At 62.4% G+C, this 24,603-nt stretch carries 24 protein-coding genes, 1 tRNA gene and 1 pseudogene; 18 read left to right on the top strand and 8 right to left on the bottom strand.

The window, feature by feature from the left end; genetic code table 11:
• The first annotated feature begins 148 nt into the window (after nucleotides 1-148).
• Both LDN75_RS00955 and LDN75_RS00950 read left to right on the top strand, forming a co-directional pair.
• Nucleotides 149-1,348 (top strand): aminotransferase class I/II-fold pyridoxal phosphate-dependent enzyme, encoded by a 1,200-nt coding sequence (locus LDN75_RS00955; RefSeq protein WP_223935336.1) that lies wholly within the window; start codon nucleotides 149-151, stop codon nucleotides 1,346-1,348.
• Nucleotides 1,345-2,304: a D-glycerate dehydrogenase gene (locus tag LDN75_RS00950; protein WP_223935335.1), complete on the top strand. Its 960-nt coding sequence runs from the start codon at nucleotides 1,345-1,347 to the stop codon at nucleotides 2,302-2,304. Before LDN75_RS00955 ends, LDN75_RS00950 begins: the two co-directional genes overlap by 4 nt.
• Nucleotides 2,305-2,376: 72 nt before the next feature.
• Here LDN75_RS00950 and LDN75_RS00945 read toward each other — a convergent pair whose 3' ends face one another.
• Nucleotides 2,377-3,480, bottom strand: coding sequence for a D-TA family PLP-dependent enzyme (locus tag LDN75_RS00945; RefSeq protein ID WP_223935334.1), 1,104 nt, complete (start codon nucleotides 3,478-3,480; stop codon nucleotides 2,377-2,379).
• 207 nt (nucleotides 3,481-3,687) lie between these two features.
• Between LDN75_RS00945 and LDN75_RS00940 the strand changes: the two genes are divergently transcribed.
• The 5 genes from LDN75_RS00940 to LDN75_RS00920 all read left to right on the top strand — a co-directional run bounded on the left by LDN75_RS00940 (nucleotide 3,688) and on the right by LDN75_RS00920 (nucleotide 7,065).
• Nucleotides 3,688-4,395 carry a GAF and ANTAR domain-containing protein gene (locus LDN75_RS00940; RefSeq protein ID WP_223935333.1) on the top strand — a complete coding sequence of 236 codons (708 nt, stop codon included), beginning with the start codon at nucleotides 3,688-3,690 and terminating at the stop codon, nucleotides 4,393-4,395.
• Nucleotides 4,396-4,593: 198 nt separating this feature from the next.
• Nucleotides 4,594-5,388, top strand: coding sequence for a GAF and ANTAR domain-containing protein (locus LDN75_RS00935; RefSeq protein WP_223935332.1), 795 nt, complete (start codon nucleotides 4,594-4,596; stop codon nucleotides 5,386-5,388).
• A gap of 127 nt (nucleotides 5,389-5,515) precedes the next feature.
• On the top strand, nucleotides 5,516-6,238 hold the full coding sequence (locus tag LDN75_RS00930) for a GAF and ANTAR domain-containing protein (protein WP_223935331.1): 723 nt from the start codon (nucleotides 5,516-5,518) through the stop codon (nucleotides 6,236-6,238).
• 11 nt (nucleotides 6,239-6,249) lie between these two features.
• Complete coding sequence (locus LDN75_RS00925) at nucleotides 6,250-6,564, top strand: hypothetical protein (protein ID WP_223935330.1); 315 nt, start codon at nucleotides 6,250-6,252, stop codon at nucleotides 6,562-6,564.
• Between the two features lie 111 nt (nucleotides 6,565-6,675).
• The gene (locus LDN75_RS00920; protein ID WP_223935329.1) at nucleotides 6,676-7,065 is read left to right on the top strand and encodes a hypothetical protein; all 390 of its coding nucleotides are present in this window, start codon (nucleotides 6,676-6,678) and stop codon (nucleotides 7,063-7,065) included.
• Here the strand turns inward: LDN75_RS00920 and LDN75_RS00915 are convergent.
• Nucleotides 7,062-7,565: pseudogene (locus LDN75_RS00915) on the bottom strand (alpha-L-arabinofuranosidase C-terminal domain-containing protein); the annotation flags it as partial. The gene LDN75_RS00920 and the pseudogene LDN75_RS00915 overlap by 4 nt on opposite strands.
• A 263-nt stretch (nucleotides 7,566-7,828) precedes the next feature.
• Nucleotides 7,829-7,901: transfer RNA gene (locus tag LDN75_RS00910), tRNA-Lys, on the bottom strand.
• Between the two features lie 238 nt (nucleotides 7,902-8,139).
• Here LDN75_RS00910 and LDN75_RS00905 point away from each other — a divergent pair.
• The 3 genes from LDN75_RS00905 to LDN75_RS00895 all read left to right on the top strand — a co-directional run bounded on the left by LDN75_RS00905 (nucleotide 8,140) and on the right by LDN75_RS00895 (nucleotide 10,781).
• A complete protein-coding gene (locus LDN75_RS00905; protein ID WP_223935328.1) occupies nucleotides 8,140-8,799 on the top strand; it encodes a hypothetical protein in 660 nt (219 codons plus the stop codon).
• A 346-nt stretch (nucleotides 8,800-9,145) separates the two neighbouring features.
• Complete coding sequence (locus tag LDN75_RS00900; protein WP_223935327.1) at nucleotides 9,146-9,763, top strand: nuclease PIN; 618 nt, start codon at nucleotides 9,146-9,148, stop codon at nucleotides 9,761-9,763.
• A 1-nt stretch (nucleotide 9,764) separates the two neighbouring features.
• Nucleotides 9,765-10,781: an inorganic phosphate transporter gene (locus LDN75_RS00895; RefSeq protein ID WP_223935326.1), complete on the top strand. Its 1,017-nt coding sequence runs from the start codon at nucleotides 9,765-9,767 to the stop codon at nucleotides 10,779-10,781.
• A 91-nt stretch (nucleotides 10,782-10,872) separates the two neighbouring features.
• Here LDN75_RS00895 and pstB read toward each other — a convergent pair whose 3' ends face one another.
• From pstB to pstS, 4 genes are all read right to left on the bottom strand, one after another.
• Nucleotides 10,873-11,652, bottom strand: coding sequence for a phosphate ABC transporter ATP-binding protein PstB (gene pstB, locus LDN75_RS00890; protein WP_223935325.1), 780 nt, complete (start codon nucleotides 11,650-11,652; stop codon nucleotides 10,873-10,875).
• A gap of 74 nt (nucleotides 11,653-11,726) precedes the next feature.
• Nucleotides 11,727-12,830, bottom strand: coding sequence for a phosphate ABC transporter permease PstA (gene pstA, locus LDN75_RS00885; RefSeq protein WP_223935324.1), 1,104 nt, complete (start codon nucleotides 12,828-12,830; stop codon nucleotides 11,727-11,729).
• A complete protein-coding gene (gene pstC, locus LDN75_RS00880; protein WP_223935323.1) occupies nucleotides 12,831-13,763 on the bottom strand; it encodes a phosphate ABC transporter permease subunit PstC in 933 nt (310 codons plus the stop codon).
• 136 nt (nucleotides 13,764-13,899) lie between these two features.
• Entirely contained in the window at nucleotides 13,900-15,021 is a 1,122-nt protein-coding gene (gene pstS, locus LDN75_RS00875) for a phosphate ABC transporter substrate-binding protein PstS (RefSeq protein WP_223935322.1), read from the bottom strand.
• Between the two features lie 257 nt (nucleotides 15,022-15,278).
• Here pstS and LDN75_RS00870 point away from each other — a divergent pair, with 257 nt between their 5' ends.
• From LDN75_RS00870 to disA, 4 genes are all read left to right on the top strand, one after another.
• On the top strand, nucleotides 15,279-16,406 hold the full coding sequence (locus tag LDN75_RS00870) for an FUSC family protein (protein WP_223935321.1): 1,128 nt from the start codon (nucleotides 15,279-15,281) through the stop codon (nucleotides 16,404-16,406).
• Nucleotides 16,407-16,512: 106 nt separating this feature from the next.
• A complete protein-coding gene (gene radA / locus LDN75_RS00865; RefSeq protein ID WP_223935320.1) occupies nucleotides 16,513-17,886 on the top strand; it encodes a DNA repair protein RadA in 1,374 nt (457 codons plus the stop codon).
• A gap of 81 nt (nucleotides 17,887-17,967) precedes the next feature.
• Entirely contained in the window at nucleotides 17,968-18,591 is a 624-nt protein-coding gene (locus LDN75_RS00860; RefSeq protein WP_223935319.1) for a Pr6Pr family membrane protein, read from the top strand.
• Between the two features lie 264 nt (nucleotides 18,592-18,855).
• Nucleotides 18,856-19,932, top strand: a complete 1,077-nt coding sequence (gene disA / locus LDN75_RS00855) for a DNA integrity scanning diadenylate cyclase DisA (protein ID WP_223935318.1) — start codon at nucleotides 18,856-18,858, stop codon at nucleotides 19,930-19,932.
• Nucleotides 19,933-19,980: 48 nt separating this feature from the next.
• Here the strand turns inward: disA and LDN75_RS00850 are convergent, their stop codons facing one another.
• Nucleotides 19,981-20,700, bottom strand: a complete 720-nt coding sequence (locus LDN75_RS00850) for a hypothetical protein (RefSeq protein ID WP_223935317.1) — start codon at nucleotides 20,698-20,700, stop codon at nucleotides 19,981-19,983.
• Between the two features lie 177 nt (nucleotides 20,701-20,877).
• Between LDN75_RS00850 and LDN75_RS00845 the strand changes: the two genes are divergently transcribed.
• The 4 genes from LDN75_RS00845 to LDN75_RS00830 all read left to right on the top strand — a co-directional run bounded on the left by LDN75_RS00845 (nucleotide 20,878) and on the right by LDN75_RS00830 (nucleotide 24,589).
• Entirely contained in the window at nucleotides 20,878-21,828 is a 951-nt protein-coding gene (locus LDN75_RS00845; RefSeq protein WP_275959797.1) for an A/G-specific adenine glycosylase, read from the top strand.
• Nucleotides 21,829-21,942: 114 nt separating this feature from the next.
• Nucleotides 21,943-22,428 (top strand): hypothetical protein, encoded by a 486-nt coding sequence (locus LDN75_RS00840; RefSeq protein WP_223935316.1) that lies wholly within the window; start codon nucleotides 21,943-21,945, stop codon nucleotides 22,426-22,428.
• Between the two features lie 85 nt (nucleotides 22,429-22,513).
• Nucleotides 22,514-23,095: a hypothetical protein gene (locus tag LDN75_RS00835; protein ID WP_223935315.1), complete on the top strand. Its 582-nt coding sequence runs from the start codon at nucleotides 22,514-22,516 to the stop codon at nucleotides 23,093-23,095.
• Nucleotides 23,096-23,236: 141 nt separating this feature from the next.
• Nucleotides 23,237-24,589 (top strand): cation:dicarboxylase symporter family transporter, encoded by a 1,353-nt coding sequence (locus LDN75_RS00830; protein WP_223935314.1) that lies wholly within the window; start codon nucleotides 23,237-23,239, stop codon nucleotides 24,587-24,589.
• The last annotated feature ends 14 nt before the right edge of the window (nucleotides 24,590-24,603 follow it).

The following is a 24,603-nucleotide window of genomic DNA, read 5'->3' as shown; positions in this document are numbered from 1 at the left end:
GAGTGTGTCAGATCAGCCGGCCTGACGGGAGTCGTTTTCAGCTCCGCTTAATTGCGGGTTTATCCATAGACAGCCTAATACATCACTAATATACTAGTTGAGTACTTCACGTGAGACGTGATCAGCTCGATGAGGAGTTAAACAGCAGATGCAGAAACTCGCACACCGGCTCGAACGCCTGGGCACCGAAACTGCTTTCAGCGTCGCGCAGGCCGCTGCCGCTTGGAAGTCGAAGGGAAACCTGGTGTATCCCTTCCACCTCGGCGACATCAATATCCCGACGGCCCCGCACATTATTGAGGCCATGAACAAGGGAATCGCCGACGGGCACACCGGCTACTGCCCGGGCCCTGGCATCCCCCAGCTCCGGGAAGCCCTGGCCGAGGACCTCGGGTCGCGGCGTGGCATGGAGTTCTCTCCCGAGAACGTGGTGGTGATGACCGGCGGCAAGCCCGTGATCACCAAGTTCCTGCAAGCCGTGATGAACCCTGGCCAGGAAGTGCTCTACCCCAACCCTGGTTTCCCGATCTACGAATCGCAGATCGAATACCTCGGCGGCACGGCCGTGCCGTACCGTTACGTGCCCACAAGCAAGGGCTTCGCGATCGACCTGGACCAAGTCCGGGCCTCGATCACGCCGAACACGGCCGCGATCATCTACAACGACCTGCAGAACCCCATCTCTGCCGAGTCCACGGCGGCCGAACGTGAAGCCATCGCCCAGATCGCGATCGAGCACGACCTCTGGGTGCTCTCCGATGAAGCGTATTTCGAAACCCGCTACGAGGGTGTCTCCAGCTCGATTGCTTCCCTTCCGGGCATGGCCGAGCGCACAGTGATCCTGTACACGTTCAGCAAGAAGTTCGCCATGACCGGTTCACGCCTTGGCTGTGCTGTGGCGCCGCGCGAGATCGCCCAGGTGCTCAGCACCCTGAACACCAACGATGAATCGTGCACCACGCACTACGTGCAGTGGGCCGGCATCGAAGCCCTCCGCGGCCCCCAGGAACCGGTCCAGCAGATGCTGGACATCCTGAAGGAACGCCGGGACGCCGCGTGCGGGATCGTCAATGCCATCCCCGGCATGAGCGTGGCCGTGCCGCAGTCGACGTTCTACCTGTTCCCGGACGTCACCGAGGCCATGCAGCGGCTGGGCTACACCGCAGTTGGCGACTTCGCTTCCGACGCCCTCTACAAGACGGGCGTTTCCTTCTGCACCCGTGAACACTTCGGCCGGCGCCTGCCAGGCGAAGAGCGGCAGTACATCCGCCTGGCCTACTCCGGCATCGAATCGGACGCCATCCGTGAGGGCCTGGGCCGCCTGCGTGAATGGATCGAAACCGCATGAGCCGGGTAGTCGTCACCGGACGCGTACCCGAACCCGCACTCGAAAAGCTCCGCGCCATGCACGAGGTCGATGCCTGGGAGGGATCGGAGTCCATCAGCCGCCAGGAACTTCTGCGGCGGGTGGCCGGAGCCGACGCGATCGTGAGCCTGCTCACCGAACGAATCGACGCTGAGCTACTCGACGCCGCGGGCCCGCAGCTAAAAGTGGTCGCGAACGTCGCCGTTGGCTATGACAACATCGATGTCCCTGCCTGCACCGAACGCGGGATCATCGCCACCAACACCCCTGGGGTGCTCACTGAGGCCACTGCGGACATCGCTTTCGGACTCATCCTCATGGCCACCCGCCGCCTCGGCGAAGGCGAACGGCTCATCCGGGCCGGTCAGCCATGGAAATGGGGCATGTTCTTCCTGCTCGGGTCCAGCCTGCAGGGCAAGACCCTGGGCGTGGTGGGAATGGGCGGCATCGGCCAAGCCACAGCACGCCGCGCCAAAGCCTTCGGCATGGAAATCGTCTACCAGTCCCGCAGCGAAATCGATCCGGCCATCGCCGCGGAACTCGGCGCACGGCGAGTGGATCTCGACGAACTGCTGACCATCTCCGATATCGTCTCCCTACACTGCCCCTACGGCCCGAACACGCACCATCTGATCGGCGCCGAGCAGCTGGCTACTATGAAGGACACCGCGTACTTGGTCAACACCGCGCGCGGACCCATCATCGACGAATCCGCACTCGCCCTGGCCCTGCGCGAAGGACAGATCGCAGGCGCCGGGCTTGACGTCTTCGAACAAGAGCCCAAAGTCCATCCCTGGTTGCTGGAGCTGGAAAACGTGGCCCTGGTGCCGCACCTCGGCTCCGCCACCGTCGAGACGCGTACTGCCATGGCGGTACTCGCGGCGGACAACACGCTCGCCGTACTCGGAGGCAAACAACCGCCGACTCCTATCGGCTAAGGGACGCGAGAGTTGCTGTGACGGCGGGTAAATTTCCGCCCGCCGTCACAGCCTGATACCCCAGGCGACAGGCTAGTTATTCTTGCCGCGCGCTGCGACCCTCCATGTGTCCACCACTGTGCCCCCGCGAACCACGGTGACCTCGTCCACCAGGTTCATGGCCAGGCAGACGTGGTTCGGGATTAGCCTGAGCCGCGTGCCTAGTGCCGGCAGTTCCTCCGACTCCGGCCAAACCACCGTGGCGTGGTGTTCGGAGAGCGCAGATATCCGGGCCTCCCGGTATTCCGGCAGCCGCCCGTATCCGGTGGCCCAGTCCGGACGGTCGCTGCCCAGTATCTTGCTGCCCGCGTCCACAACCACCCGCCGGACGTTCCCGCCCTTGGACTCGTGGCGGCTCACCACAGTCGCAGCGACGGTCAGAGCGATGTCGTCCCACGTGCAACGTTCCAGTTCAAGCTGCTGGGCATCACCAAAAACGTAGACGCCGGGGCGGAGCTCAGTGGCCAGCGTTTCGGCGTCGAGCAGTGCGGTCGGGGTGGAACCGCCGCTGATGGTGCGGACCTCAAAGCCGGCATGCTCCAGTGCGGCGGAAGCACGGCCGAGGGCCTCATTCTCGTTACTCGCTGCATCCCTTGGCATTCCCGGTTTGTAGCTGTGTCCGGGGAATGTGAAGACGCCAGCAACGTTCAGGCCGCTTGCTGCGGCCGCGCGCGCAACCCCCACCACTTCTTCGGGCAGAACTCCGCTGCGGTGATGACCGCTGTCCACTTCGATCAGCACATCGATGCTTCTAGCGTCTGCGCCTAACTGGCGGCCCATCGCCGTCGCGCTTTCCGCTGAATCAGTGCCGACCGCAATGCTGCACGTCTTGGCAAGCGTCCGCAGCCGCTCAGCGTGATGCTTCTCAACCCACAGCGGGTAGGCGATGAAAATATCCGTGGCACCCCCGGCTGCGAATACCTCGGCTTCCCCGATTGTCGCCACTGTCAGGCCAACAGCTCCGGCCGCAAGCTGCTTGGCCGCGATCTCCAGGGTCTTGTGTGTCTTCACATGCGGGCGGAGCCTTAGCCCCCGGCTGAGCATGCTCGATGCCATCCGTTGGATATTCCGGTCGAGGATATCGACGTCGATCATGATGGCTGGTGTGACGATTCCGTCCGGGACTGCGTGATTCATTCTTAGAACAGTAACGTCCTACCGACGGACTGCGGGACGCGGACGAGAACGCCACTGTTGCGCTGCATGCCTCAGGCGTAGTGTCGATAGTAGGAGATTTCGGGAGTGGCAAAGGGTCCGGAGTTGAATATCCGGGTTGTGCGCGAACTCGAGCGCACTGCCGCCAGCCGGAGTCAATCGCTCTGGCGTTGCCTGGAATGAGGCCGAATGGCCCAGAACGATGCAGTACCCACAGCGGAACAGTTGCAGGACCTGCTGTTGGAGAGCCCCGGCTTTACGGAATTCCTTCTGGGATTGACCACCATTTCGGCTTCCTTGTTGGGCGGGGATGTCCCCATGCTGTGCGCCATCACCGTTGAGCGTAACGGAGGACCGTCGACGGTGGCGAGCAGTACTGAGGCGGCTCAACGCCTGGATGAAAAGCAGTACGAGTTCGACGACGGACCATGCCTTACGGCGCTCCGGCAGCAGCAGACCGTTTTGGTTGAGGACCTTCAGGCCGATGTGCGCTGGCACCACTACGCCGACACTGTTTCGCAGGAAGGTATCACCACCATGCTGGCGGTCCCCATCGCAACGGATGACGACTCACGGGCGGCGTTGAACTGCTACTCCACCGAAGCAGGCACTTTCGATCCAGAGACCGTGGCATCCATACGGAAGCACGCAGAATCCTTGTCGAGGGTTCTCCGGCTGGCCCTGCGCCTGCACACCCCGGATCCATATCCTGTGCATCTGCGTTCCGCCTTGGAGTCGCGGGCCATAGTGGATGCGGCTGTTTCCCTGATCATGATGCAGAACCGCTGCAGCAGGGACTCCGCCATCAGACTCATCCAGATGGCGTCCCGTAACAGCGATAAGCGGCTCCACGAAATAGCCGAAGACATTCTGAAACGGGCAGGCGACGAACGGTAAGGAGGATAAGCAGGTTCTATGAATGCCGAACCTTGGGGGGCATCGGAACACGATGGAAAAATGGACCAGCGGATGCGGGGACTTCTGGTTCTTGCCCCAGGCCAGATGGAACTCGTAGATATTGCCTTCAGGGAACTCACCTCAGACGGCCGGACGAATCCGCCGGGCAGTAGTGCCGAGCGGCAGTAAGGAAAGACAATGACTGAAACCCAGCCGGCACGGCACGTCGCCAGCCCTCCCAGGTTCCTTGGCACGTATGCGGACAAGGTGGATCTCACGGACTTCGTGGAACATCTGCAGGATCTCTTGGTGGAGAATGCCGATATCCGTGAATTCCTCCAGGACCTCGCCTCATTGATCGCGAAGAAGCTCACCAGGAACGGAAACACGATTGCCTGCGGAGTGACCGTCATCCGGCAGAAGAAACCTGTAGCCGTGGCCGATAGCGATCCCCTTGCCCGGAAGTTGGACGACATCCAGAACAGCTTCAGCGATGGCCCTTGCCTTTCGGCCCTTCGAACACGCACCATCACCCACGTCCCTGATGTCCACCGCGAAGATCGCTGGCCTGAGTACATGCGGGCGGCTGCGGGCACGAATGTGGGCTCCATCCTGGCCTTTCCCATGGAATTGAACAGCACGGCGGAGGCTGTGGTGAATCTTTACTCCGCGCGGGCTCACGGTTTCTCCCACGAGGACGTTTTGTCGGCAGAGCGCGTCACGGCCACTGGCGCGAAAGCCCTCCACTTGGCATTGAAGATCGCCCAGCTGCGGGATGCCCGCGAGAACCTCGCCGCCGCTCTGGAGTCCCGCACGACCATTGACACCGCCGTCGGAATCATCATGGCGCAGAACCGCTGCAGCAGGGATGCCGCCTTCCAAATCCTGGTCAGGGCTTCCAGCCACCGCAACATCAAACTCCGCCTGGTGGCGCAGGGGATAATCGCCCATGTTGCTGGAGATCGGAAGATCGCAGCACCTTTTGAGGAATAGCAGGCAGCGTGCCTACATGCGGATTTCCTGGCCAAAAACCCATTAGGCTGGATTTACAACACGGGAGTCCAGCGATTCTAAGATTGTTTCAGTCGGCCAGCCGACCTGAACGGCCGGAAAGAACACCATGACCAAGAAGCATCTTCCTCTGGATGAGTTGTCTGCTGCCGTCGGTCGGATTCTGGGTCTTCTCCTGACCGAAGAGAAAGTGGACCGTGCCGTCCAGAACCTCTCCAAGGCCATTCAGGAGTCGGTGCCCGGCACCCTCGGAGCGGGGGTTTCCATCCTGGATGCCCAAGGCCGCCGCACGAGTGCGGGGTTTACCGACCCGGTAGTGGAGCAGGCGGACATCCTGCAATACGAGTTAGGCCAAGGGCCGTGCCTCACAGCGTGGGCTTCGGAAGAAACTGTGATCGCCCAGGATATCGGCACTGACCCCCGCTGGCCGGAGTGGTCGGCCACCGTCAGTGGCCTGCCCATCAAGTCGGTGGTCAGCGCACCCCTGTTGGCCGACGGGCACAGCATGGGTGCCATGAAGGTTTATGCCGCCCAACCCTTTTCTTATGACGACACCACGGCGTCCCTCATGGAGCTTTTTTCGTCCCCGGCCGCAACGCTCCTATCCCATATCCAAAGCGCTGAAACGCCCAGGCGCATCAGCGAGGGCCTGCAATCCGCCCTCTACAGCAGGGATGTGGTCAACCGTGCCTGCGGGATACTCATGGAACGCCACAAAATCCCGCACCCAGATGCCCTGCAGATATTGATGGGATACGCGCGCGATCAACGCAGTACGTTGCAGGAAGCCAGCGCCGAGCTCGTAGCCGGAACACCGGCCGATCCGCGATAGGGCCGCAGGACATGGGCTTCGACATCAACGAACCCGAGCAACGCCGCAAGCTTAAAGCGGCGCTCTCCGCCGCGCGAATCAGCACGGCAGCGTTGTGGCTCCACTACTTCAGCATCGGCGGGTCAGTGGGTGAATACGAAGTTGAGGCCTATTTGCAGGGAATGCTGTCCATTCCGGAGCTGGAAAGGGACCTCCTGGCCATGGCAGCAAACGAACTGTTGAACAGCCAGTCCGGCCCCCGTGCGCCCTACGCTGATGAGCTTCCCCATCCGGATTCGGCTGGTTCCGAACCGGATGTTCCAGGCGAGGAAGCCGAGCCCTCCTAGCTGTCACACACCGCTCATGCGCCTGCAACGCTCCTGCAACATGAATGCGGAAGGCTGGGGTCACGAGGCCGATGAGCCCACGGGACAGCAGCCAGCATGAGGGGAGCAGACATGAGCACTGCAAACAGGGATCTTTTTCAGGCGCTGAAAATGCAGGCCAGCTTGGCACAGGCTTTTGGCACGGTGCCTGGCAACCAGGAGGAGCCGCACCTTCTCAGCCAAGGAGAATACATAGAGGCTTGGCACAACGGGCGCCTCTACCACCGGGGCACGGTGGTCAAGACAATCGCAGGTACTGACCTGTTCTGGCTCCAGGATGCAGAAACCGGAAGCCGGCGGCTGCTGGATATGGAATCGCTGGAAATCGTCGCCGCTGAGCAACCGGCTCCGACGCCCGCAATGCAGACGCCAGGAACCTTCCAGGACGACCCCGCGGAAGCAACAGTCACACCGATTTCGCTGTATCCGGTTTTCCAAGACGGCTCGCAGGCGATCGCCTAGGCTTCCAACGACAACCGGATCATTGTCCAGCTCACGGCCGGAAGCCCGGCGGTGAGCCGCCCGCCGTCGAGCGTTACACTGACGTTCTCTGAAGGCAGGACGGACGTCGAATCATCCGCGGTTGCCTGCCAGTACGGGTCCTTGTTCGTGTAGGTGACGGCCTCGATGACGCTGGCGGTCCCCAAACCCCCGACGGCGGCGTCGAGCGTAAGTGCGTCCGTCGCCGAACGGTTCACGGCGAAAACTACAACCTCCTTGGCTTCGGCGTCGTAGGTAGCCACGGCTGACAGTGGGCTGAAGCTGGCCGTCTTACCGCTGTCCAGCTTCGGCGCCTCGACAGCAAGGTTCAGCACCGTACCCGAGGCGTGCTTCGAGGTGAGCGCGAAGGGGTGGAACGTGGTCTGCTTCCAGGAGCGCCCGCCCGGCTCGGTCATGATCGGTGCAATGACGTTGACCAGCTGCGCGAGGCTGGCCGAGTGGACGCGATCCGTGTTGCGAAGTGCTCGACGAAGGCACCGAAGGTCTTCCGCCTGACGGGACCCACGATAAATGCGGGATCAATGGTGATTTTGGCGGTCGGGGTTTCCGGGTTCTGAGTTCCCAAGGGGCGTCCTTGAGAAGTTTTTTGGGGAAACACCGGCCAAAGGACAATTCACCCCTGCGTGCGGCAGTGATTTGTCCGTTGACGGGGGTCGGGCTGCGCCGGCCAAGCGGGAGACAAAAAACAGGCCGGAGACTCAACGTCTCCGGCCTGCAGGAAGGGTGGGCCCTGTGGGGATCGAACCCACGACCCACGGATTAAAAGTCCGATGCTCTACCAACTGAGCTAAAGGCCCCTTCAGCTGTTGAAACAGCCATGAATACTGTACCTCAACGTCAAGGCAGTCGAGGAACGGGGTCGTCAACGCGGCGTCGTGACCTACTTTGAGCGAACGGCCGACGACGGCGCGCGGCGGCAGCGGCGTGTCGGCCCACCTGCTTGGGCAAAGTAGGTCGGGAAGGCACGCGGGCAACACCCACCAGCCCAAGAAACCGTTACTCGACCCCATCAGAGCACAGGAGTACGGTGAACTCATGAGCGAACAGCCAGGACCACGTGCGTACGGCGGAGCGAACAGGCACCACAAGCCCAAGCCCTTCGCGCCCATCGATTTCGAACCGTTCGCCGGTGGGGCAGACCCAGCCCGCGTCTCCGAGGCTGCCCATCTGGCGGCCCAGGCGCTCGTAAAACGTGGCCGTGACAGTGATGACCCCAAGGTCACCCGACGCCTGGTAAAGCTGGCCGATGAGCAGGGCCTTGAAGCCATCGCCGAGATGTGGGCCGAAAGCCCGGCCCGTTCCCTTCCCGGCGCGCTGTGGAGACTGTACGCCCTCCGCGCCGCCACCATCCAAAACCCAGAGCGCATCTCCGTGTACTTCCGCGCCGGACGCGATACCGCCCAAGTATCCAATGTGGTCGCAGGCGCGGCTGAACCACCTGGCGCCGACGAAATGAAGTCCATGGCGGACGCCATTTTGTCAGGCGCCTTCGACGGCGATTTCGACGTCGCGCTGGAACGTTCGGCTGCATTCTGCCGGGTTGTGGCGCTCGGCCAGGCAACCCTGGCGGACGGGGCGGAGCACAGCAATGAAAGCCATGCAAGCAAGCTCACACGCAACTCGCACCAGCTGGTAAAGACGGCCGAGGACCTCGAACACGCAGCCAATGCTTGGCGCTTGGGAGAGCTGGATTAGGGCCCAAAAACCCCTGAATCTACCCACGTCCGGCCCTGCCTGTCAATGTTGACTTAGCCCCACCGACGTAGAACACTGAAACTGGTGCCGAACCGCGAAACCCCCGGGCTTCAACTTATAGCCGCTCCGAGCGGCCTACCGCCGAGAGGCGTATCCGGTTCGGCACCATTTTTATGCCCGGACTTTTTTGCCCGCACCCAGTTCCCGGCTAGCCACCCCCGACGGTAGTTGCGACAACACCGGCAGACTTAGCGGCGGCCGTCGTCGTACCGGTAAAGTTGGGGCCGAAGCGGGAAGCGTCAAGTCAAGCGGCCCGCGGCCCATCCGTCCCCGGCCCGGAAGCGATATGAAGCTGCGCCTTTTCCCCCAGGAACCTGCCGGGCTCGTACTGCTCGCGCAGATGGCCGGCGTCATTGTTGCCGCCACCGGAACACTCTCAGAGATCCTCGGTGCCCAGGCCAGCGAGCACGGACGCCTGACAGAGGAACTTCACGAGCACGAGTCGAAATCCCTGGACCTGCACTTTGCGCTCCTGACGCATATGCGCACCAGCTTTGTGAACCCGCTCCCCCGCGAGGACATGTACACGCTGTCCCGCCACCTCAACGAGGCCATGGAGAAGCTCGACGCCGCGGGCGAACTGGTCGCCCTCTACAAGCTGGAGCGGCTGCCAAAACGCGCTGCCGACCAACTGGAAATCATCAGCCGCCAAGCCGAGCTGACAGTGGACGCCATGCGGAAGCTCGAGGACCTGGACGAACTTGAGGACTACTGGATCGAGATCCTCAGGCTGGCGAAGCGTGCCGAGCGAACCCACCGGACCTGGGTGGCCGAGATGCTGAAGGATATGAAATCCGCGCAGTACGCGCGGCATCGAGACATCGCCAACCAGTTGGTGGAAGTCACCAAGGACATGCGGAAGATAGCCACGCAGGTAGGCAGCATCATCGTCAAGGAATCATGACGTGACCGTTGCATTCCTGATCCTCGTGGTGGGTTTGGCTTCAGGGTTCGCGTTCCTCAACGGCTTCCGTGACGTCTCCAATGCCGTAGCACTTTCCACAAGGACACGGGCCCTCACGCCGTCCGTGGCTGTGCTCCTTGCAGCTGTTTTCAACTTCCTTGGCGCCATGCTCAGCGGCAGCTTCGTCCTTGCGTTTACCCAGTCCTGGATCAAACTGCCCAACGGCATTAGCGGGCTCACAATGCTGACCTCTGCCCTCGCCGCCGCCATCATCTGGGGCATCTACGCATGGTGGCGGGGCATTCCTTTATCCTCCACCCACTCACTTGTGGGCGGATTAATCGGCGCCGGCGGTGCGAGCGTACTGGTTGGTGGGAATTCGATCAACGGCGTGGACAACGTCCTCCTTACCCAGGTGGCTTTGCCTTTGGTCCTCTCCCCAGTGATCGCATTCCTGGCGGCCTACTTGCTCGTGTGGCCGGTGACGTGGGCGGCACGCTATACGCAGCCGAATGTCATCAACAGGCGTTTTCGCCGTGCGCAGGCCGTTTCTGCCGCAGCCGTGGCGTTCGGCCATGGCCTCCAGGATGGGCAGCGTACTGCCGCCGTCCTCCTGCTGGCCTTGGTAGCGGCCGGGTTGTCCAGCGGGGGCGAGTTGCCCCTTTGGATTCTGCTTCTGACGGCGATCATGCTCACAGCGGGCACCATGTTTGGTGGCTGGAGGATCTCGCACACCCTGGGTTACAAGTTGATCCGCGTGGACCCTCTTCGAGGGTTCGTGGCGCAAACCCTGACGTCCGTGATGCTCTTCATCGGAGCAATCGGACTCCAGTTACCGCTGTCCACAACCCACACGCTGACCGCGTCCGTGCTGGGAGCGGGCACCCACCAGCGTTTCGCCACCACCAACAGGCGCCTTGTGCGGAGGATTCTCCTGTTCTGGGTGGCCACGCCTCTCGTTACAGCCGCCATGGCTTTCATCCTGGAGTTGGCGTTCTCGCCCCTCTCGGACCTGTAAATCCAACAAAAAGTGACGGCGGCCGTACCCCCAAGGCGACGGCCGCCGTCGTTCATTGCCGGCTCCCCCAAAAGCCGGAACCTGCTGACCCTTATCCGAAGCGGCCGGAGACGTAGTCTTCCGTGGCCTTCTGGGTGGGGTTGTTGAAGATACTGGTGGTGTCCGCGAACTCGATGAGCTTTCCGGGCTTTCCGGTGCCGGCGATGTTGAAGAACGCAGTCTTGTCGGACACGCGGGCCGCCTGCTGCATATTGTGGGTCACGATCACCACGGTGTACTGGTCCTTGAGCTCATTGATGAGGTCCTCAACAGCCAGCGTGGAGATGGGGTCCAGCGCGGAGCAGGGCTCGTCCATGAGGATCACCTGCGGTTCCACGGCGATTGCACGGGCGATGCACAGACGCTGCTGCTGGCCACCGGAAAGGCCGGAACCTGGCTTATTCAAGCGGTCCTTGACCTCATTCCACAGGTTGGCTCCGACCAAGGACTTCTCCACCAGGGCATCGGCTTCGCCCTTGGAGATCTTCTTGTTGTTCAGCTTCACGCCGGCCAGAACATTGTCCCGGATGGACATGGTGGGGAACGGGTTGGGGCGCTGGAAGACCATGCCAACCTGGGTCCGAACAGTAACGGGGTCAACGCCGGGGGCGTAGAGGTTGTCGCCATCCAGCAGGACCTCACCTTCAATGCGTGCGCCGGGAAGGACCTCGTGCATGCGGTTGAGAGTGCGGAGGAAGGTGGACTTGCCACAACCGGACGGACCGATGAAGGCCGTGACGGATTTGGCTTCAATGTTGATGTTGACGTCCTCGACAGCCAGGAAGCTGCCGTAGTAGACATTCAAGTCTTTGACGTCGATGCGCTTGGACATGGTGTTCCTTATTCCTTGGGGGTTTTGGGAAGTTGTTCGTTTGGGTGGGCCCGGAAATCTGACGACAGGCCCGGCTAGCGTCCCTTTTTGGGAGCGAACAGACGGGCAATGAGGCGCGCTCCGAGGTTCAGGAGCATCACCAGGATGATCAGCACCAGAGCGGCGCCCCAAGCCCGCTGGTCAGAAGGACCGGGGTTGGACGGCGACGTCGGGTTCAGGATCTGGGTGTAGATGAACGTCGGCAACGAGGCCATCCAACCGCCAAACACGTTGTTGTTGATGGTGGTGGCGAAGCCTGCAGTGACCAGGATCGGGGCGGTCTCGCCGATTACCCGGGCGATCGCCAAAGTGACGCCGGACGCAATGCCTGAGATCGCCGTCGGGATAACCACCTTGGTGATGGTGCGCCATTTACGCACGCCGAGCGCGTACGAGGCCTCGCGGAGCTCGTTCGGGACGATCTTGAGCATTTCCTCGCTGGAGCGAACAACTACCGGGATCATCAGTACGGAAAGCGCGACGGCGGCTACCGCACCGGTCTTTGTGCCGGGGCCGACAACCGCGAAGAAGAACGCTGCCGCGAAGAGGCCGGCCACGATGGAGGGAATGCCTGTCATGACATCCACGAAGAACGTGATGGCGCGGGCCAGCGGGCGATCATTGCCGTATTCCACCAGGTAGATCGCGGTGAGAAGGCCGACCGGCACGGAGATGACCGTGGCAAGGAGCGTGATCTGGAGGGTGCCCAGCAGTGCGTGGTAGATGCCGCCGAGGACTTTGCCGCCTTCTTCCGCAGCTTTGTTGTCGAAGGCACCGGTGACGCCGTTCATGGACGTACCCAGGAATCCGGGAGTTACCAGGCCGGGAATGCCGTTCACCAACACAGTCCAGATGACGGAGATCAACGGCAGGAGGGCAATCAGGAAAGCCCCGACAATCAGGCACGTGGCCAGCTTGTCCTTTGCCTTTCGGGCACCTTCAACAGCAGCGCTCCAGGAGACCAGGCCAATGGTGAAGAGGATCGCGGAGACAAGTCCCCAGCCGAAGGCGTTGAAACCGATGAGGGCCAGGATGGCTGCGCCCACGATCAGTGCAACTGCCAGGACGATGTAGGGCGCGAACTTGGGCAGCTGGCCCTTGGTGAGCGCCGAACGCTTGCGGACTACGGTGGCGGTCATTTAGTTGGCTCCCGAGAATTCTTTGTGCTTGGTGATGATCCAGCGGGCAATCATGTTCACGCCAAGGGTGATGACGAACAGCACCAGGCCTGCGGCGATCAACGTGTTGACCTTGAGTCCACTGGCTTCCGGGAAGTTCAAGGCGATTTCGGCGGCGATGGTCTGGTTGCCCGACTGGATGAGGCTCGCAGTCAGGACTCCAGAGGAAAGCACCAGCGCAACGGCCATGGTCTCGCCAAGGGCACGGCCCAAGCCCAGCATGATGGCGCTCACGATTCCCGGACGGCCGAACGGAAGAACAGCCATTCGGATCATTTCCCAGCGGGTGGCTCCCAATGCGAGCGCAGCTTCCTCGTGCAGCTTGGGGGTCTGCAGGAAGATTTCGCGCGACAGGGAGGTGATGATGGGCAGGACCATGACGGACAGGACGATGCCGGCGGTCAGGATGGTCTTGCCGGTGGCCGATGCCGGGCCCTGGAAAATGGGGATCCAGCCCAGGTTGTTTGCGAGCCAGTCGTAGGCCGGGGAGATTTCCTTGGCCAGGAACGCGGCACCCCAAGCACCGTAGACAACGGAGGGGATGGCGGCCAGCAGGTCCACAACGTAGCCAAGCCCCGAGGCCAACCGGCGCGGGGCGTAGTGCGAGATGAACAGTGCCACGCCAATCGCGACGGGCGTGGCGATGACGAGCGCGATCAGGGCAGCGATGAGCGTGCCCACCACGATCGGGGCGATGTAGGCGAAGAAGCCGTGGCCGCCTTGGATGTCCTCAGGCGGCGCGACGAGCGCGGGGATTGCCTGCACCACGAGGAACAGGGCGACTCCGAAGAGAACCGCAAGAATCAGGCACCCTGCGGCCAAGGCGGCCCCGGAGAAAACCTTGTCCCCGGCGCGGCCTGCGCCTTGGGAGGTTGTCAGGGAGTTGGTGGTCACTTCACGATCCTTCAGTCTCAGTGAACTGGTCTTACATGGCTAAGTTCCCTGCCCCGCCGAAGTGGCACTGTGGCAACTTCGCACGGGACAGGGAACTTCAGTGTTTAGCCGGGTTCAGGCAAACCCGCCGGAAACCTTAGGCCTTGGCCTTGATGGTTTCGATGGCGGCCTTGGCCTTGTCCTGCAGAGTCTTGGAGAGCGGTGCGGACTTGGCAGCGTCAGCGGCGGTCTTCTGTCCTTCGTCGGAAACTACGTAGCTTTCGAAGGCCTTGACCAGGTCAGCAACGTCCTTGGTCGGGTACGTGGTGCACACAACGTGGTAGGAAACGAGCACTACCGGGTAGGCGCCCGATGCGGTGGTCTTGCGGTCCAGCTTGATGGCAACATCGTTGGCCGCGCGGCCATCAACGGGCTTGCCGGCTTCGACAGCCTTGGAAGCGGCATCAGCGGAGATCTTGACGAATTCCTCGCCAACCTTGATGGAAGCGGTGCCCAGCTTGCCGGAGACAGCGGAATCGTCGGCATAGGTCACGGCGCCCGGGGTGTCGGTGACGGTCTTGACCACGCCGGAGGTGCCCTTGGCGTTCTCGCCCTTCAGGGTTGCCGGCCAGATGCCTGCGGCCTTGTCCGTCCAGACCTCAGGAGCAGCAGCTGCGAGGTAGTCGGTGAAGTTGGTGGTGGTTCCGGAGTCGTCAGAGCGGTTCACCGGCGTGACCTTGAGGTCCGGCAGGGTAACGCCAGCGTTCAGGGCGGCGATTGCGGGGTCGTTCCAGTTGGCGATTTCGCCGCGGAAAATCTTGGCGACCGTTGCGGCGTCGAGCTTCAGGTCCGTGACGCCCGGAACGTTGAAGGCGACGGCGATCGGCGAAATGTAGACCGGGATGTTGATGGCGCCTTCGGGGCCGCACTTGGCCTTGGAGCTCTCGAGCTCTTCGTCCTTCAGGTACGCGTCCGAGCCTGCGAACTGTGCCGAACCATCGATGATGGCCTTGCGGCCTGCGCCGGAACCGTCCGGGGAGTACTGCACGGTTGCGCCCTGGTTGGCTGTTGCGAAGCCGGCCTTCCAGGCGTCCATGGCTGCGCCGGTGGAGGAAGCACCGATGCCGGTCAGTGTGCCGGTGACCTTGGTGCCTGATGCTGCCGACTGGGTGCCAGCGGCGGTGCCGGTTGCGTTGTCTGAACCGCAAGCGGTAAGCGCGAGAGCGCCAGCTGCGATGACCGCGATTGCCGCGTTGCGGCCGAAGCGAGTTGCCTTCACTTGGATGTACCCCTTCCAGGGATTCTCTGATGCGGGCCGAACGGAGATTTCGGCGTGCGTGAGCTGTGGACCTTTTGTGCCTTTACTGAAGGTAAGCAGCGCAGGTAACGGGACCTGACGTGGAAGGTGAACGCAAGGTGAACGACGGCGGACCATTGGGTTATGTGGCGCGTGCCACCTTGAATGGGCCTGCGTGGTGCACGGCTTAGTGTCCTTCACGTCATCGCTGCCCGGGTTGGGCAAATAGACTGGTGGACATGGCTGCCGCGAAGGGATTTTCTGCAAGCAAGAGGTTCCTGCGTGCCAGAGTCCGGACAGGTTTGGTACGGAGCCGGAACTCCCTGACGCCAGCTATTCAAATGACGGTGTGTGCCGTTGGCGCCTACGCTTTCGCGGAATACGTCCTGGGCCACCAAGGGCCTTTGTTCGCAGCGACTTCTTCGTTGATTGCCCTGGGCTTCTCCCGCGATCCGCGCTTGCGTCGTGTTGTGGAGGTTGGTCTGGGCTGCACGCTTGGCATCGTGGTGGGCGACCTCCTGCTCCACTGGCTGGGCGCTGGGATCCTGCAGGCCGCCGTCGTGCTTCTTTTCTCTATCCTGCTGGCAAGGTTCCTGGACAGCGGCACGATCTTTACCACCCAGCTGGGGCTCCAATCGCTGTTGGTGGTGCTGCTGCCGGCCCCGGCAGGCGGGCCGTTCACGCGAAGCCTGGATGCCGTGGTGGGCGGGGTGTTCGCGTTGCTGGTGACTATTTTGGTGCCAAAGGATCCACGCCGGGAGCCGCGAAAAGACGTCCAGAAGATCCTGCACGAACTCGCCGAAGTACTGCGTGAGTGCGCCAAGGCCATGGTCGAAAGCGACTCGACCATCGCCTGGCATGCCCTGATTCGGGGGCGTAATTGCCAGCCTTTGGTGGACCGGATGCGGCAGACCCTGCGGGCCTCGGGAGAAGTAGCGACGCTGGCTCCTGCACATCGCAGGCACCGCGATGAGCTTGCTGGTCTGGAGCACTCATTGGAATACATCGACCTCGCGCTCCGTAACAGCCGGGTTTTTGCCCGCAGGCTCACCAGCGCAATCAACCATGCTGCGTTGTCCGACGAAGCAATTGAAAGCATCTCCGAGGTGCTGCAGGAAACTGCCGCTGCCATCGATGAGCTGACCATCGGTTTGGCGGAGCAGAGCGAGGGAACACGCCGCGTCCACATACGGCACGCCCGTAATGAGCTGACAGACATCGCCTCGCGCCTGCACCCCAAAATGCTGGACGTTCAGAAACTTGAGGGCGAAACCGTGGTGATGCTGTTCCGGCCGCTCATGGTGGACCTGTTGGAGGCGAGCGGACTGGAATCCGACGAGGCACGGGCCGTGCTGCCGGCTCTGTAGGTTCCCGCCGAGATGGCACTTAATGACAATTCTGCTGACTGGGATTGTCATTAAGTGCCACCTCGCGGGGCAAATACTGTCAGTCCCCCCGACTAACCTTGAACCCATGGCTTCCAAGACCTCCCGCGCATCCAAGACACCCGCTTACAAGTGCGCCGAATGCGGCTGGACGGCCATCAAGTGGGTGGGCAGGTGCGGTGAGTGCCAGGCGTGGGGAACTGTTGAAGAGTTCGGCGCCACAGTCGCGCGTACGACGGCGGCCGCCACAGTTTTGGAGCCGGCCCGCCGTATCGCTGAGGTAGATGGCACTACCGCGGCGTTCCTGCCCACCGGCGTCGACGAACTCGACCGCGTTCTGGGAGGAGGGCTCGTTCCCGGTGCCGTCATCCTGCTCGCTGGGGAACCCGGCGTCGGGAAGTCCACGCTGCTGCTGGACGTCGCCGCGAAGTTCGCGCGCACCGGGCAGGACGTCCTATACATCACCGGTGAGGAATCCGCCGCGCAGGTGAAACTGCGCGCGGAGCGGATCGACGCCGTCGCCCATACTCTTTATCTTTCGGCGGAAACGGATCTGGGGCAGGCGCTGGGCCAAGTGGAGAAGCTTGAGCCAAAGCTGCTGATCGTGGACTCTGTGCAGACGCTCAGCAGTGCCGACGTCGAAGGAAGCGCCGGTGGCGTCTCCCAGGTGCGGGAAGTAGCTGCATCGATCATCGCTGCGGCCAAGCGGCGGAACATGACCACCCTGTTGGTGGGGCATGTGACCAAGGACGGCACCATCGCTGGGCCTCGCCTCCTGGAACACTTGGTGGACGTCGTGTGTCAGTTTGAAGGCGAGCGCCATTCGCGGCTAAGGCTGCTCCGGGCCGTCAAGAACCGGTACGGCGCCACGGACGACGTCGGCTGCTTCGACCTGAACGAGGCCGGCATTGAAGGCCTGGCCGATCCCAGTGGGCTGTTTGTGTCGCGAACCCGGGAGCCCGTCTCAGGCACGTGCATCACGGTGACCATGGAAGGCCGCCGCCCGTTGCTCGCTGAGGTCCAGTCGCTGCTCGCCGAGAGCGCCAATGCCCAACCCCGGCGGGCTACCAGCGGGCTGGAGAGCTCCCGTGTGGCCATGTTGCTGGCAGTCCTTCAGCAGCGCGCGGGGTGCATGCTTCACAAGGACGATTCCTATGTGGCTACTGTCGGTGGCGTAAAGCTCAGCGAACCGGCCACGGACCTGGCCGTTGCTTTGGCCGTGGCCTCGGCAAAATCGCGGAAGGCACTCCCCCAACGGCTCATTGCCTTCGGTGAAGTTGGGCTGGCAGGCGAGGTCCGCCCCGTCCCGGGCATTAACCAACGCATCCAAGAGGCACACCGCCTGGGCTTCACGCACGCCATTGTTCCTGCCAGTCCGGCCGGTGCGGGCGTTATCCCGGAGGGCTTCTCCGTGCGCGAAGTGGGGCATCTTGCAGAGGCACTGGAGCTGCTGATCACGTAGCGGGCGGGCGTGGCCGGAGTGCTGGGCCGCTCCCGGAGTGTCGCAGGCATGCGGCGACGCGGCTTCGGCAAGGATTGGGCCATGACCAAAAGGACTGTGCTTATTGGGGGACGCCTCTTCTTTGGCCTTTTGACCTTGGTGGCAGTGGGAACGCAGCTGACGGTTCATTTAGGCATGGGGTACGACGTCTGGAACTTCTTCAGCTACTTCACCAACCTGTCCAATATCTTCGCGGCCGTGGTGCTGCTCATCAGCGGATACAGGGTCCTGATCCGGAAACGACCCAGCGAAATCGACGACGTCACCCGCGGCACGGCGACCATCGCCATGGCCGTAGTTGGACTGGTATTCGGAGCTTTGCTTGCCGGCGAGGACCTGGGCTCACTTCTTCCCTGGGTCAACTTCGTGGTCCACTACCTGATCCCTGTGGTCATGGTGATGGACTGGCTCTTCCAACCACCCCGGGCAACCCTGACCACCCGCCACATCTGGTACTGGCTGCTCTACCCTGTGGGCTACCTGGTCTACAGCCTGATACGCGGCGCTTTCGTGAACTGGTACCCCTATTGGTTCATCGACCCCAGCCGGGCAGGCGGCTGGGGCGGCGTTATTGTCTTTGCCCTGGCCATTTCCGTCGGCTTCCTCGCGGTGAGCCTGGCGATGCTATGGCTGGGAAACAAGCTCAAGCGGCAGGTGGATTACTAGAATATCTACACCAATTTGTTATATTGACGCACGTCAACCACCCAATAGGCCCAAACAGCCCTTGCCAGCGAGGCAAGAAAACGCACCTTCAGGCAGTTCCCGTACATAACGAAATGACCCACTTTGGGGCTTGCTGGTGCGGTTAACGGTGCCCGGAAGCCATATCATGGTGCTAGTCGTCATCAGGGCATTTTTCGAAGCGCCCGCAGATGCCGGATTCAGCTTTTCTGTGAGCCATGGCTTGCACCTTCGAAGGGAAACCCTATGGCCCGGAGCCCGGAAGAGTCGCTCAAGGCGACTCTGGCCAGAGTCGCACCCGGAACTCCCTTACGGGACGGCTTGGAGCGCATCCTTCGTGGACGCACCGGCGCCTTGATTGTGTTGGGCTCGGACCGCACGATCGATTCCATCTGTTCCGGCGGATTCGATATCGGCATCGAATTCTCGCCCACCCGTCTGCGTGAGCTCGCCAAGATGGACGGCGCCATCATCTGCGACAAAGACGCCAGCAATATTGTCCGCGCCGCTGTGCAGCTTGTTCCCGACTCGAGCATCGAGACCCAGGAATCCGGCACCAGGCACCGCACAGCCGAGCGCGTCGCCATCCAGACCGGCGTTCCCGTTATCTCTGTCAGCCAGTCCATGCAGATCATCGCGCTGTACGTGAATGGCTTGCGCCACGTGCTGGAGGGCTCGGAGAAAGTCCTCGCCCGCGCCAACCAGGCCCTCGCAACGTTGGAGCGGTACAGCGCCAGGCTGGACCAAGTCACCAGTTCCCTTTCAGCACTTGAGATTGAAGCACTGGTCACCGTCAGGGACGTCGCGGTCACCCTACAACGCCAGGAAATGGTCCGCCGCATTTCCGAGGAAATTGCCCAATATGTCCTGGAACTGGGCGAAGACGGCCGCTTGCTCTCGCTGCAGGTGGAGGAACTCACCATGGGCCGCGGCCCCGGCAGCGACGTCATCATCCGCGATTACTCAGATCCGGACGCCACACCCGAGGACATCGAGGAAGCCGTGCAGGCACTCCTTAACCTTGGCCCGACGGAATTGATTGACCTCAGCAGGATCGCCCACATCATCGGCTTCGCTGGTGGCGTTGAGCAGCTGGATGCTGTGGTCCAACCCCGCGGCTACCGTCTCCTGTCCGGCCTCAAGTCCGTGCCGAAGGCCGTCGCCGATCGCTTGGTGGACTACTTCGGCGGCTTGCAGAACCTCATGGCAGCCACCATCGATGACCTCATGACCGTGGATGGAATCGGCGATCAGCGCGCACGCACCGTCCGCGAAGGTTTGAGCCGCATGGCCGAGGCAAGCTTGCTGGACCGTTTCCTCTAAAAGCCGCTTGCCGCCGTCGGACGCTTTCCGGTCGCCCTCAACCAGCCGCTAGTTCAGTTGAAATACCGCCTTGGCGCTGGACTTGTTCCCCAACCGGGCCTCGAACGTGTAGTAGGCGCCGCCTGTGCCGGGCTTTGCGTCGATCGCAGCGCAGCCTTCCAGCGTCCGGTTGCGTTGCCATGGGAAGTTTGCGGTCTCGCTCTTGCCGGGCTGGATGGTCTTGACCAGGTCTTCACTTCCTGCCTGGCAATCCTTGGAGGAGAAGATCCGGTCCGAGCCGCTCATCACCACATACTCCATCTGCGACGTGCCAACGTTGACCTCGCATGGCGCCGTCCCGCCGTTGGTGATGGTCATGGTGAGCAGCGGCTTTTCTTCCGCCCCATAGGCTGGCTTGTCGGTAGCAGCAGCGACGGTCACCAGGTTCAGGTCGCATACCGGCGTGGGCTTTGCGGAAGGGGAAGCGGTGCCTGCTGTGGGCGCATTCCCTTGGGTGGGGACCTGCGATGGTTCCACCGTGTTGATCGCTTGCGGCTCGGACTTACTTGCGAGCGCACCGCTGATTGCCATCACGCCAGCCACCACCAGGGCGATCACCAGCAGCAGCGCACCGAAGACAAACTGCCTACGACGGCGGTATACGGCCGGGCTTGGACGTCGACTCTGCGTCGGGGTGCCAGGGCGGCCTGCACCGCCCGAATTACGGGCAGAACCCTTCGCCGGCGCTGATGTGCGCGCGGACGACTGGTTCTTACCCTGATTGGCCATGTTTCTAGGCTAGGCGGGCCCACTCCGCAGCACGCCACCACCACGCCGCCGGACGCCAAACCCACCCTGTGTGACGTGCACCGCAGCAGCATTGCCGTTCCCGTTTCCACTACAGTAGAGGGCAGCATTCCGGCGCTCCGGCGCCAGCCAACCTCAACAGTCCGGGAGATCTGACGCATGGCACTTCCCGGTACCGACCACCTCGGTGAGCTCCACCACGCCCTGGACGAATGGTTCGGCGAGACCGCAAGAGACCTCCCGTGGCGCGAGGCTGAGTGCAGCGCTTGGGGGATCCTGGTCAGCGAAGTCATGCTCCAACAGACCCCGGTGGTCCGCGTGCTGCCGGTCTGGCGGGACTGGATGGAACGCTGGCCCACGCCCACCCACCTTGCCAGCGAGCCTTCAGGGGAGGCGGTGCGCCATTGGGGCCGTCTTGGCTATCCGCGCCGGGCGCTGCGACTGCACGCGGCCGCCGTCGCAATCCGGAACGAGCACGGAGGCGAGGTCCCGGACAGCTGTCCGGAGCTCCTTACCTTGCCGGGCGTCGGGAATTACACCGCTGCCGCCGTCGCCGCCTTTGCTTTCGGACGCCGCGAAACAGTGGTGGACACCAACATTCGCCGCGTCCATGCACGCCTCATCTCCGGTCACGCCCTGCCCGCTCCGACGCTCACCGCAGCGGAGATGCGCCTGGCCGACGCCGTGCTGCCCGAAGACCGCACCCTGTCCGTGCGGTGGAACGCCTCCGTCATGGAACTCGGTGCCATGGTGTGCACTGCGCGCACTCCCAAATGCGTGGAGTGCCCCGTGCGCTCGAGCTGCGCCTGGCTCGCGGCAGGTGAGCCGCCGCCGTCGTACACGCCCAAGGGCCAGTCCTGGCACGGCACTGACCGGCAAGTCCGCGGAGCCGTGATGGCCGTCCTCCGCGAAGCTGATACCCCGGTTCCTCGCGAAATGTTTGAACAGGCGCCTGCCGACCTCGGTTTCGCCCCATCCGGCGTCGGGGTCCCGCTAGCGGCGCTGCACCGGCTCAATTCAGCACCGGAACAGCTGGAACGGGCACTCGACGGGTTGCTGCTCGACGGCCTCGCGGAAATGCACGACGGCGGATTGCGGCTTCCAGCCTAGGCGGCAATTGGGGCGTGGTGTCGGTTCGGCAACGGGCCCGTGGGTGCCGTAACGATGCGGGTGCTTTTGCCTGGGATCCGGGTGCAGGGACCAAGGCCCGGCTTACGCTGAATCATGGGCAAGATCGGGTTGGCCTGGACCCTTGCGGCGATGACCTCGCTGATTCCTGGTTGCTATCCGGAATCGCCACCCCCGTGCCCGGCCATCGCTATGGCGCCGGTGGTGGCCCTGACCATTCAGGCCAGCTACGTGGACGGGGTTAAGTCCATTCGCATGAAGGCATGCCAAGATGGCGCCTGCACGGAGGCGGAGCTGGAACTGTTTCCCGGAAGCGTCTCCGTAGATCAGGGCTGCGCACCGGAGGGCGTGTGCTCGGCAACGTCCTCCCCGGACGGCACCCTGCACGGCAACCTCTTCCTGCCCAACCTGACGGAATCCCCCATTGATGCCACCGTGAGCGGCACCTCTCCGTCCGGGACCGCACTGCCTGTGCGGACGCTGACCTTCACCCCCAAGGGCGACTATCCGTTTGGTGAGCAGTGCGGTCGTTTCATCACGGCCAACCTTGTGTTGGATGCCGACGGGCTGCGGCAAGGGTAAAGCTGGCCGTTTCCTCTAGCGATTTGATTTTTGGAACGGTATTCTCGTCTCACCCGTGCCATGTTGATCGATTCCTGGAGGTGTTGTGCACCGGCCTGAGCAGCCTCTCCGTGACTCGTTTTCTCTTGCAGCGCCCGTTCCCCCGGCCGTCGACGCACCTGCAAACACCGCAGAAGAGGGACCGTTGGCCAAGGACCTCAACGCGAGGATCCGCAATAAACATGGCGCCGAACTCAATGAACTCCGGCAGGCAGTCAGCGGGCTTTCACACCGCGATGGCCACATCGGCCGGCGACTCCACCGAATGGGTCCCGCTTCTTCGTTCGAAAACGAGAACATCAACGTGACGATCGTCGTCGAGACCGTGGAATGGGGCTGGTTTGCCGCGGGCCCAGCCCCCGCAGGAACATGTGTCACTGTGTCCATTGCTGCTCATAGCAGGGATAGCGGAATTCAAGCTTCACTCTCGTTGACTGAGTGCGACTCGTGGCTTCGAGCCCTCCTGCCCGGCCCGTGGATGACGCACGTCTACCGCTGCTGCTGCTCCACCGGTTCCGTGAATGCGGGCGTCGTCTCCTACAGGTTGTTTCTCGATGAGCTCCACAAGCCGACGACAAAGCCATCTGAAGTGCTTGCCGAAGGCTGCCGACCACTTCAACTGAACTAGCGTTTTCGTATCGTGAAATCTTGATTCCGATATTAAACACAAAGAGGCATTGAAATTAGCATTTCCGAAACACGCCCCTCATAGCGTCATGTGTGATCCCCGGCCGTGACCCTGCATGGCCTCGCACAGATAGGCGCCACCTTGAAGACTCCCGCACTTGCTGTTGCTGCGAGCCCAGCGGCAAAGAAGCCACTCTATAAATCCCTGTTCTTCCAGATCCTGGTGGCGGTGGTGCTGGGGGTCGCCATCGGCTACCTCTGGCCGGGTATCGGGTCCGCGCTTCGCCCCCTCGGCGACGGCTTCATTCAGCTCATCAAAATGATCATTGCTCCACTGATATTCCTGGTCATCGTCACCGGCATCTCGGCTGTGGGCGACGTGAAGTCGGTTGGCCGGGTTGGCGTCAAAGCGCTCATCTATTTCACCGCCGCAACTCTCTTCGCGCTGGCATTCGGGCTGCTCGTGGCCAACATCGTCCAGCCGGGAGCCGGCTTGAACATTGATCCGGCCTCCCTGTCCGAGGACGCCGTCAACGCCAAGACCACGACGGCCCCACCCAAGGATGCAGGACAATTCCTGCTGGGCATCATCCCCACCAGCGTGGTTGGAGCTTTCGCATCCAACAGCCTGCTGCAGGTCCTCTGTTTCGCCGTCTTCTTCGGAGCCGCAATCGTTGTGGTGGGAAGGGAGAAGTGCAAGCCCGTCATCGACCTCATGGAGACGACCCTGGAACTCTTCTTCAAGATCATGGCCTGGGTGATGCGGGTTGCCCCGGTGGGGGCCTTCGGGGCAATGGCATTCATCATCGGCCAGTACGGACTCAGTTCTTTGAGCACGTACGCCCTGCTGGTGGCTGCATGCTACGGTTCGGCACTGGTCTTCATCGGACTGCTGTTCATCGTGGCCTGGGCCTACCCACGTGTTCCACTGTGGCAGTTCATCAAGTACTCCCGTGAAGAGTTCATCCTGGCACTGGGCACCGCATCCACGGAATCAGTGCTGCCGCGCATCATGGCCAAGCTGACAAACGCCGGATGCTCCCGGGCAACCACGGGGCTAGTAGTTCCCACCGGCTACTCTTTCAACCTCGACGGCGCCGCGCTCTACCTTTCGATCTCCTTGCTGTTCCTCGCCCAAGCGTTCGGCCATAACCTCGATTTGGGCCAACAACTGGCTGCCCTGGGCATTCTCATGCTGACTTCCAAAGGCATGGCCGGCGTTCCCGGTTCAGCCTTCCTTGCCCTCTCCGCTACGGCAGGAGCCTTGGGAATCTTTCCCGTGGCGGGCGTGGCACTGCTGCTCGGAGCCGACAGGCTGATGGATTCCATGCGCGTGGTGGTCAACCTGCTTGGCAACTGCGTTGCCACGTTCGTGGTGTCAAAGTGGGAGGGACAATTCGATCGCGAGGCGATGCTGGCCGCCTTCCGCGGGGAGACCACGACGCCGGAAGTCAGCAAGGGGGCGACCGAACCTTCGGTGCGGGTTTCTGCGTAGTTGGCAGCAGGGTC

It is taken from the genome of Arthrobacter sp. StoSoilB5 (assembly GCF_019977235.1).
In the GTDB taxonomy this organism is placed as follows: domain Bacteria; phylum Actinomycetota; class Actinomycetes; order Actinomycetales; family Micrococcaceae; genus Arthrobacter.
This window is presented reverse-complemented; position numbering and strand designations above follow the sequence as displayed.